The sequence below is a fragment of the Gallibacterium anatis DSM 16844 = F 149 genome, from assembly GCF_000379785.1.
In the GTDB taxonomy this organism is placed as follows: Bacteria; Pseudomonadota; Gammaproteobacteria; order Enterobacterales; family Pasteurellaceae; genus Gallibacterium; species Gallibacterium anatis.
Genome location: NZ_KB903744.1, coordinates 1 through 9,124, shown reverse-complemented (window position 1 = coordinate 9,124; position 9,124 = coordinate 1). Strand labels below are relative to the sequence as shown.

Annotated in this window: 10 protein-coding genes; 9 read left to right on the top strand and 1 reads right to left on the bottom strand. The window is 36.7% G+C overall.

The annotated features are described in order from the left end of the window. Window positions 1–323: 323 nt before the first annotated feature. From A3EO_RS0111265 to A3EO_RS0111220, 9 genes are all read left to right on the top strand, one after another. Entirely contained in the window at window positions 324–1,322 is a 999-nt protein-coding gene (locus A3EO_RS0111265; RefSeq protein WP_013745643.1) for a TerC/Alx family metal homeostasis membrane protein, read from the top strand. A 23-nt stretch (window positions 1,323–1,345) separates the two neighbouring features. Next, window positions 1,346–1,792 carry a hypothetical protein gene (locus tag A3EO_RS0111260; protein WP_018347221.1) on the top strand — a complete coding sequence of 149 codons (447 nt, stop codon included), beginning with the start codon at window positions 1,346–1,348 and terminating at the stop codon, window positions 1,790–1,792. Window positions 1,793–1,960: 168 nt separating this feature from the next. Then, window positions 1,961–2,599, top strand: coding sequence for a vWA domain-containing protein (locus A3EO_RS0111250; RefSeq protein ID WP_018347220.1), 639 nt, complete (start codon window positions 1,961–1,963; stop codon window positions 2,597–2,599). 60 nt (window positions 2,600–2,659) lie between these two features. Next, window positions 2,660–3,298 (top strand): vWA domain-containing protein, encoded by a 639-nt coding sequence (locus tag A3EO_RS0111245; protein WP_080638298.1) that lies wholly within the window; start codon window positions 2,660–2,662, stop codon window positions 3,296–3,298. 9 nt (window positions 3,299–3,307) lie between these two features. Continuing rightward, the gene (locus tag A3EO_RS0111240) at window positions 3,308–4,345 is read left to right on the top strand and encodes a TerY-C metal binding domain-containing protein (protein WP_013745638.1); all 1,038 of its coding nucleotides are present in this window, start codon (window positions 3,308–3,310) and stop codon (window positions 4,343–4,345) included. A gap of 2 nt (window positions 4,346–4,347) precedes the next feature. Then, on the top strand, window positions 4,348–5,907 hold the full coding sequence (locus tag A3EO_RS0111235) for a PP2C family serine/threonine-protein phosphatase (RefSeq protein WP_018347218.1): 1,560 nt from the start codon (window positions 4,348–4,350) through the stop codon (window positions 5,905–5,907). Further along, window positions 5,904–7,403, top strand: a complete 1,500-nt coding sequence (locus tag A3EO_RS0111230; RefSeq protein ID WP_013745636.1) for a helix-hairpin-helix domain-containing protein — start codon at window positions 5,904–5,906, stop codon at window positions 7,401–7,403. The genes A3EO_RS0111235 and A3EO_RS0111230 overlap by 4 nt, the downstream gene beginning before the upstream one ends. A 49-nt stretch (window positions 7,404–7,452) precedes the next feature. Further along, window positions 7,453–8,031, top strand: a complete 579-nt coding sequence (locus A3EO_RS0111225; RefSeq protein ID WP_018347217.1) for a TerD family protein — start codon at window positions 7,453–7,455, stop codon at window positions 8,029–8,031. Between the two features lie 3 nt (window positions 8,032–8,034). Beyond that, window positions 8,035–8,685, top strand: coding sequence for a TerD family protein (locus A3EO_RS0111220; protein WP_013745634.1), 651 nt, complete (start codon window positions 8,035–8,037; stop codon window positions 8,683–8,685). Window positions 8,686–8,861: 176 nt separating this feature from the next. Here A3EO_RS0111220 and A3EO_RS0111215 read toward each other — a convergent pair. Beyond that, window positions 8,862–9,124, bottom strand: a 263-nt coding sequence (locus tag A3EO_RS0111215; protein WP_018347216.1) for an integrase core domain-containing protein, incomplete at its 5' end; no start/stop codon positions are given.

Below are 9,124 nucleotides of genomic sequence, written 5' to 3'. Positions count from 1 at the left end.
GACTTTACGGACAAGGTGGTCTTTTGGAACGAGTTGTTCGAGACTTATCATCTCGATTTCATATTGGAGTGAGGGTGTATTTTTGAGCATAGGCATTTCCTTTTTTCGATATGCCTATTAGATCAAACCTCTAGAGGTATGTCTAGAGGTTTGTCAGCAGTCTGAAATACCGGCTTAATGCCGGTATTTTTTTAGATAATATATAATGAATTTATAAGATATTAACTATTTTTAAGAGTTATAAAAATAAAAATTTGGACTTGTTTTTTTTTTTTTTTTTTTACAATAGGAAAGTTTTAGATTTATTTTTAAAGGGTTGTCTAATGCTTTCATTTGGTTTTCCTATTGAGACTATTATTATTTTCTTTTCTATTATAGCTATATCAGTTTATTTAGATCTTTTTGCTCATCGTCATTCTAAAGAAATTTCTGTGAAAGATGCTTCATTATGGTCATTATTTTGGATTGGATTAGCATTATTATTTTATGTTTATCTATGGGTGAGATTTAGTCCCGAATATGCTGGACTTTATTTGGCTGGATATGTTTTAGAAAAGAGTTTATCAGTTGATAACTTAATGGTATTTATGGCGATTTTTGCTTCTTTTGGCATTATAGGCAAACTTCAACACCGAATTCTTTATTGGGGTATTATCGGCGCATTAATTTTTCGAGCTATTTTTGTTGTAATTGGAACAGGCTTATTTGCTGCTAGCCCTTGGGTAGGTTTTGCTTTTGCTGCTTTTGTAATTTGGAGCGGTTGGAAAATGCTTAAGGGTGGTAGCGATGAAGAAGAAATTGAAGATTATTCAAATCACTGGAGTGTGAAGCTAAGCGGAAAAATATTCCCAGTATATACAAAATTATTTAACAATAAGTTTTTATTGAAGCACAATAAACTGTTACCTGAACAATTATCTAATATAACTCGTAAAGGTGCCTATTATATTACACCTGCATTTCTTTGTTTAATGGCAATTGAAACTTCTGATGTTGCTTTTGCCTTTGATTCTGTTCCTGCAGTCATAGCGGTAACACAAGAGCCATTACTCGTTTACGCTGCGATGATCTTTGCTATTTTAGGGTTGAGAAGTCTTTATTTTATTCTTGCAGCATTGACAAAATATCTTGTTCATTTAGAAAAAGCAGTAATCTTTTTACTTTTCTTTATTGGTATAAAAATGGCAATTCAATCTTGGAACCATACTGTAGGAGATACAGGAATTCATCTTTCGCCTAATGTGAGCTTGGTGATTGTACTCGGTATTTTAGCACTGGGAATTATTGCTTCTTTTATTTTTCCAGAAAAAAATTCTGATTAATTATAGTAATGCTAAGGGTAGTAATGAAAATCCAATATTTAGTAGTAATAAGTGTATGTTTGCTATTTTCTATGCAAAGTTTAGCAAAACGACATTATATGCACTCAACAACAAACTCTTCTTCTGATTCTACTGAATATTCTTCAGTAATTTCAGTCGCTAAAAGGCATTATACAGCGCCGACAACAAGTTCTACGTCTGGGTATATTCCGGTAATTAGTGATGAACTAATGGAAAAATGTGTAGAAATTTATAATCAAGCGAAATGGTTGGGAGAAGAATTACAAAATACTTATGTTAATCAATATTCTCAGACCTCTGTTAATAATTATAACAATAAAGTTAGCCAGCATCAGAATATGATTACTTGGTTTAATCAAAATTGTGCAGGTAAACAATCTCGTTCAGCTTGTGAGGCAGCACAGGAATTAAACCGAAAAAATGGCATTAAGACGCAAAGTTGTTACTAGGAGAGAGAATGTTAAAAAATAAATACTTAACCAAAGTCTGTCTTACAGTATTGACACTTGTGCTAGGAATAGAGATTTTTTATCTTATTTATAACGTGGATAAATGGCAACGAAGAACCAATCAATCTAAACCTATTTCATTACAGAAATCTTAATTAGGAGAGAATTATGCGTCGTTTACCTGTTTATTTATTAGTAGATACCTCAGGCTCAATGATGGGAGAGGCAATTGAAGCGGTACGCAATGGTTTGCAAATGTTGGTTTCCGCTTTGCGCCAAGATCCTTATGCATTGGAAACTGCCTATTTATCAGTAATTACTTTTGATACGGATGCAAAACAAGTTACACCGTTAACGGAATTAATGAGTTTTCAAATGCCCGATATTCAGGCTTCAGGGGTTACTGCAATGGGGGAGGCGTTGACTTTATTGGTGGATTGTATCAACAGAGAAGTTCAGAAAGGTTCAGCGGAAGTGAAGGGGGATTGGAAGCCAGTTGTATTCTTACTTTCAGATGGTTTGCCAACAGATGATTTACAAAAAGGGATCAATGCTATTCGCCAAGTTAAAACAGGCACGTTTGTGGCTTGTGCTGCTGGCGCAGGGGCTGATACTAATGTGTTAAAACAAATCACAGAAACGGTAGTTTCCCTCGACACCGTAGATGCAAATTCTATTAAAGCTTTCTTTAAATGGGTATCAGCCTCTATTTCTGTTTCAAGTCAAAAAGTGGATTTGAATAAGAAAGAGGTTAATGGCTTAAATGAATTGCCTCCGCCGCCAGCGGAATTAAATATCGTACTATAAACTATAAATCGATTAGACGAATTTTCTTTGTCTATTACTTTAGCTTAAAAACATTAAATTATGTCTAGACGACTTCTCACTTATATTTGTATTGACACGTCCGGTTCAATGAAAGGAGAGCCGATTGAGGCGGTAAATGTTGGTTTACAATCACTGTTATCGGCGTTGCGTCAAAATCCTTATGCACTGGATAGTGTTTATCTCTCGATTTTCACCTTTGATAGTGAAATCAAAAATGTGCTTCCTTTAACTGCGCTTGAAGATGTAACTCTTCCGATCATTAGTACGCCAGATAGCGGGCCTACTTTCTTGGGAAAAATGTTGGAAGAACTTGTAAATACGGTGCAAAGTGAGCAAATTTTAGGTTCAATTAACCAAAAAGGAGATTGGCGACCTATTTTGATTTTACTTACTGATGGCAAACCTTCAGATGTGATGGCATACAATAATGCTATACCACAGATAAAATCCTTGAATTTCGGCAATATTGTTGCTTGTGCTGCAGGTCCCAAAGCAGATCCAAATGTACTTAAGAAACTCACCAATACGGTTGTTTCGCTAGATACGATGGATTCAAATAGCTTTGCTCAATTTTTCCAATGGGTTTCTGCTTCGGTTGCTCAAACTAGCGTGAGTGTTGGTGCATCAGCAAGCAATACATTGCCACCTCCCCCAAATGAAATCAATATTGTTTTTTAAGGAATAGTTATGCGCCGTTTACCTGTTTATCTTGTGATTGATATTTCTGAAAGTATGGCGGGTGAGAACATTCGTCAAATGCAGGAAGGAATGAGCCGGTTAGTTAACCAATTAAGACGAGATCCTTATGCGCTAGAGTCAGTCTATATTTCTGTTATCGGTTTTGCTGGCGCTGCAGGTACTCTTGCACCACTTACAGAGTTGCTAAATTTCTATTTACCGCGTCTGCCTATTGGTTCAGGTACCTCTATTGGCACAGCATTAAATCACGTAATGGATCGCATTGATAAAGAGATTATTCCTAGTACAGCTGAACAAAAAGGCGATTGGAAACCTTTGGTTTATTTTATGTCTGATGGCTCTAGCACAGATGATACAAGCAAAGCTATTCAGCGCTGGAAATCATTATTTAAACATCGTGCAAAATTAATCAATATAGGAATTGGTAAATTTGCGGATTTATCTACGCTTAATGAGGTAGCCGATCTTACATATCGTTTAGATGATGCAGATATTGAGCGCGTTTATCAAGCATTATGCGAAACTATTGCGACTTCAATTAGTAGTCAAAGCCGTTCACTTGGTATTGAAATCCCTGTTTCTCTCAATAAAGAGCTTTTGGAAAATAGTGCAATTTCATTAGCTAAAAATACTGAAGAATTAACCGCTCTTGATGAGAATTATGCCATCATTGCTGGCCTTTGCCGTAAAGTAAAATTGCCTTATTTAATGAAATGGGAGCGTTTTGGTGAAGTAGTATTTGGCGATGCAGAATATCACTATATTGGTGCTTACCCTCTTGAGAAAGATTATGAAGATTGGTCAGATCCTCGTCCTAATAATCAAACCGTAAAATCTTCACAACTAATTGGTGGAGGTGGTTGTCCTCATTGTGGTTCGCCTTTTGCATTTGCAATGTGTGATTGTGGACAGGTTTTTTGTATTGATGGATTAGGTGAGGTAGTTTGTCCTAAATGTGGGCAAGAATGCTTTTTTGGTTTTGATTCTGAAGGCGAGGATTTTGAAATTAATCGAGCAAGGGGATAGTGATGAGTGGATTGGAGCAAATTCAGAAAATTAAATCTTGGCTGGAGGAGATGGATGAAGAAAGCATAGATGCTTTTGCTACTCAGAATGCCACTTTAGTTAAGCTTGTTAGCGAAACCTTTATCAATTTTCGCCGAGGAATAGAAAACGTGAAAGTTATAATGCCAACAGAATCGACAGTTGTACAAAAAATAATGCCAGCTATTCAACTTGTGAACGCTAAACAAGATGAAACCTATCTTTGTAAGCCAAATACAGATCGTTTAATTAAAGATGTTCATTTCTCACAAGAATGTGGTTTGTGTTGGAATGCTGAACAGAAAGTGATTGAGGGGATACCGACAGTAAGTGGGGAAATTCAAGTTTCTTTTTTATTGGAAGATGGCTCTACTTCGTTAGGGACGCTTTGGATTAATCCAGACCCTAGAAAACTTTGGGATAACATTCCTAGCAATAAAAATGAACGTTTTTGGAAAGATGACAGTGCAAGTGATGAAATCTCAACAAATTTTGGCAAATTATTGGCGGCTAGGATGCGTGGACGTTCTCATGCACATAAAGGCATATGTTGCGATGATGATTTTACTATTGCTTTTCACGAAAAAAGCGGTGTGCATTTTATTGCTGTTGCAGATGGCGCTGGTAGCGCAGAATTTTCTAGATTAGGTTCAAAGTTGGCGGTAGAAGCTGCAAAAGAAAAGGTGTTAGAGCAGCTGACGAACAATGATAAATATCAGGCAATATCTTCTTCTTTTGAAACAGACAAGTTAAAAGGAATAGCGAATGGGCTATTGTTCCAAGCAGTGCAGTCTGCTTTTCAAGCGCAACAAACTGAAGCAGAAAAAGAACACATTCCATTAAAGTCACTTTCTTGTACTTTGTTGATAGCGTTAACTTTACGTCTTGAAAATGGTCAATGGTTTACAGCTTGCTATTGGGTAGGTGATGGTGCTGCTGTTATTGTTGATTTGGGCTCTCCAAAAGTGAAATTATTGGGGGAAGTTGATTCAGGTAACTATTCTGGGGAAACAGTCTTTTTAACGCATTCCGAGATTGAGGGAAAAAAATTGGTTTCTCGAATTCACACCGATTTGCAGGATTATCCACCGCTCTTGATGTTGATGACTGATGGTGTTTCTGATCCAAAATTTAAAACGGATGCAAAATTGAAAACTATTGAGGCGTGGCAAGCATTATGGGACGAATTAAAAATACCATTACAAGCTGAAAATCCTGCTAAAGCCTTAGAACAATGGTTAGATTTTTGGTCAAAAGGTGAACATGATGATCGAACGCTAGCAATGTTTATTTCACAAGATGAGTGGAATGGGGTGGTAAATCAACGTCAAAATGATATCTCTAGTGAAGCTCATCAGGTTGCATTATTACCAAATAAGCAAGCACAAATAAGCACTGAAGAGGTAGCACAAAAAAGTGGAGAAAGTGAGATTGAAGATGAAGCAGAACGTACAATAAATATCACCTCAAATGGCGTAACAACAACCATTACACTCACCAAAGTTAGCGATCAAAAAATGGATACTCAAGGAGCAAATCAATGAGTCAAATTATCCGTTTAACTGCGACTAATGGTCAAACGATAGAGTTTATAGATGAAGTAAAAGCACAAGGTGGAATGAAAGATGTAATGTTTTCACCTAATCGAGATTATGTAGTGGCATTTTTTCGTGAAAAAGCGGATCAGGAAACCAAAGAACGCTTAGAAATGATCACGGAAACATACCGCAAACGTATTTTTGAGCAAGAGGGCGGCGAATATTTGAAGAAATTATTTTGTTGGCCTACTGCGGTAGTGGAATATCAAGGTCGATTAGGTGTAGTGAGCCCTTTTTATCGAGATTGTTTTTTCTTTCAATATGGTAGTCGTAATAACGATATGTTGCAAATTAAAGGCAAAGATAAAGATGGTAAATGGTTTGCTTCAGCTTCTAATCGTAACAAATTTCTTGATCCTAAAGAACTGGGGGATTGGATGTTGCATCTGAAAGTCTGTTTGATGCTAGCTAGAGCAGTACGAAGAATGCATATGGCTGGATTAAGTCATAGTGATTTAGGTTATAAAAACTGTTTGATCGATCCGACAACAGGGCAGGCTTGTTTAATTGATATTGATGGCTTGGTTGTACCAGGTAAACATCCTCCAACAGTAGTGGGAACGCCAGATTTCATTGCGCCAGAGGTTGTTGCAACTCAGCATCTAGATAAGACAGATCCTAAACGTAGATTGCCAAGTCGCACAACAGATCTCCACGCATTAGCTGTATTGATTTATATGTATTTGCTTTATCGTCATCCTCTTCGTGGCGATAAGGTCTTTGATATGAATGATAGCCAACGGGATGAAGAGCTGGCAATGGGGGAAAAAGCGCTTTTTATTGAACATCCAACAGATAAAAGTAATCGTATTAAGGTGAAAAACCTTCGACCTACAGAATTGCCTTGGAAAGATACGGATAAGATTCCTTATAAAATTACTGGACCATATCTGAGTGCATTATTTGAGCGAGCCTTTATTTCTGATTTGCATAATCCATCGGGAAGGCCAACGGCTGATGAATGGGAACAAGCTTTGGTCAAGACTGTTGATTTATTGCAGCCATGTAGCAATCCGAAATGCGAGCAAAAGTGGTATGCTTTTGATAATTCGACTAAACCGAAATGCCCATTTTGTGGCACATCACATCAGGGCGTATTACCCGTATTAAATCTCTATTCAGCAGCACCAAATGGAAGTTACCGTCCTGATAATCATCGTATTATGGTGTATGACGGGCAAGGACTTTACAAATGGCATGCGGATACGCGAGTTTTTCCAAATGAGAAACTTAAAGCATCAGATGCTCAAAGAATGGCTTATTTTCGTTTTTATCAGGGCGATTGGTGGTTGGTAAATGAACATTTTCCACAAATGATCAATATTAAAACTAAGCAACTTATTGCAATAGGCGAAAAAGTAAAATTGGAAGAAGGTGGACAAATTTTATTGCAGCAAGGTGAAGGTGGGCGTTTACTTGTCGTCCAAATAGCTGGAGCGTAAAGAGCGGTTATTTTTTGAATAAATTTAATAAACAAAATAGGAGTAAACAATGGCAATTTCTTTAACAAAAGGACAAAACGTTTCATTAAGCAAAACAGATCCAAGTTTAAAAAATGTGTTGGTTGGTTTAGGCTGGGATGCTCGTTCTACTGATGGTCAGAATTTCGATTTAGATGCAAGCATTTTTATGACTAAAGAGAATGGTAAAGTCCCTTCAGATAGTTATTTTATTTTTTACAACCAAGTTCATTCGCCTTGCGGTGGAGTCGAACACACGGGGGATAATCTAACGGGAGGTGGTGATGGAGATGATGAAAGTATCATTGTGAAATTAGATCAAATTCAAAATGATATTAAATCTCTTTTTATCGCTGTGACTATTCACGAAGCAGAAGCTCGCCGACAAAATTTTGGACAAGTAAGTAATGCGTTTGTTCGCTTGGTTAATCACGATACAGATGAAGAAATCGTTCGTTTTGATTTATCAGAAGATTACAGTACAGAAACAGCGATGATTTTTGGTGAAATCTATCGCCATAACGGAGAATGGAAATTTAGAGCCGTTGGTCAAGGTTATTCTGGTGGATTGTATGCGCTGTGCCAACAATATGGCGTTAATGTGGGGTAATGTATGGCAGTATCTTTGACAAAAATAGTTTTAGATAAAAAAGGCGATTCTCATAAAATTGATTTAACTAAAATTAGTGATCAAAAAATTACAATTAACCTCAATTGGAATGCTCAACAGAATAAAGGTTTGTTTTCTAGTTTATTCGGAGGTAATAAAGAAATAGATCTTGATTTAGGATGCTATTTTGAATTGAAAAATGGAATGTCTTCTGTGATTGATGGTGTACAGTTTTCTAAAGGACGAGGAGGGCCTAGAGATAGGTTGACAAAACAAGGATGTTATACTCAAGCTCCTTGGATTTGGCACTGTGGGGATGATAGAAGTGGGGCTAATAGTGAAGGAGAAAATATTTTAGTTAATCCTAAAGGAATTCCAGATCTTAAGCGTATTATCGTATATTGTTTTATTTATGATGGCGTTGCGAAATGGAGTGAGTCGGATGCTATTGTTACAGTTGAAGTTCCAAACTATCCACCTGTAGTGGTAGAAATGGGAAAACAAACTGATAATAGATCTTTTTGTGCTATCGCTTCTATTGAGTTTAATAATAATCAGATGTCAATTCGTAAGGAGGTTACTTTCCATGCAGGACATAGGGATTGTGATGAATATTATCATTGGGGGTTTAAATGGGAAGCTGGAGGGAAGTAATAGAATATAAGAAAGTTTATTAGCAACCCTTTTTTAATCCTTTATAGAAATAATATGGCATAGTAGACAAAATTGTTGCTAAAAAGTGGCTTAAAGCCTTATAGCACAAGGCTTTAAGCCCTCTTTTTGAAATATGAATAAAAAACTGCCCATTTTGCCTGTAGTGATCCACTAAATCAGCAGTCCCTAATAGGTTTTTTCGCTAAAACTGGCGGTAATCCCTGATTATAGCTATGCGGTCTCACCCTGTTATAGTAAAACACATACTGTTTAATATCTTCCTTGGCTTCATCTAATGAAGAATAACCGCCTTTTAACATCCATTCATACTTAAAACTTCTAAACCAGCGTTCCATCGGTGCATTATCCCAACAATTTCCTCGGCGACTCATACTTTGTATCAAACCATGCTGTTTCACACATCGTATAAATGACTCAC

Coding starts and splice junctions, on each gene's coding strand:
- A3EO_RS0111265 (WP_013745643.1), top strand. CDS start 324: ATGCTTTCATTTGGTTTTCCTATTGAGACTATTATTATTTTCTTTTCT.
- A3EO_RS0111260 (WP_018347221.1), top strand. CDS start 1,346: ATGAAAATCCAATATTTAGTAGTAATAAGTGTATGTTTGCTATTTTCT.
- A3EO_RS0111250 (WP_018347220.1), top strand. CDS start 1,961: ATGCGTCGTTTACCTGTTTATTTATTAGTAGATACCTCAGGCTCAATG.
- A3EO_RS0111245 (WP_080638298.1), top strand. CDS start 2,660: ATGTCTAGACGACTTCTCACTTATATTTGTATTGACACGTCCGGTTCA.
- A3EO_RS0111240 (WP_013745638.1), top strand. CDS start 3,308: ATGCGCCGTTTACCTGTTTATCTTGTGATTGATATTTCTGAAAGTATG.
- A3EO_RS0111235 (WP_018347218.1), top strand. CDS start 4,348: ATGAGTGGATTGGAGCAAATTCAGAAAATTAAATCTTGGCTGGAGGAG.
- A3EO_RS0111230 (WP_013745636.1), top strand. CDS start 5,904: ATGAGTCAAATTATCCGTTTAACTGCGACTAATGGTCAAACGATAGAG.
- A3EO_RS0111225 (WP_018347217.1), top strand. CDS start 7,453: ATGGCAATTTCTTTAACAAAAGGACAAAACGTTTCATTAAGCAAAACA.
- A3EO_RS0111220 (WP_013745634.1), top strand. CDS start 8,035: ATGGCAGTATCTTTGACAAAAATAGTTTTAGATAAAAAAGGCGATTCT.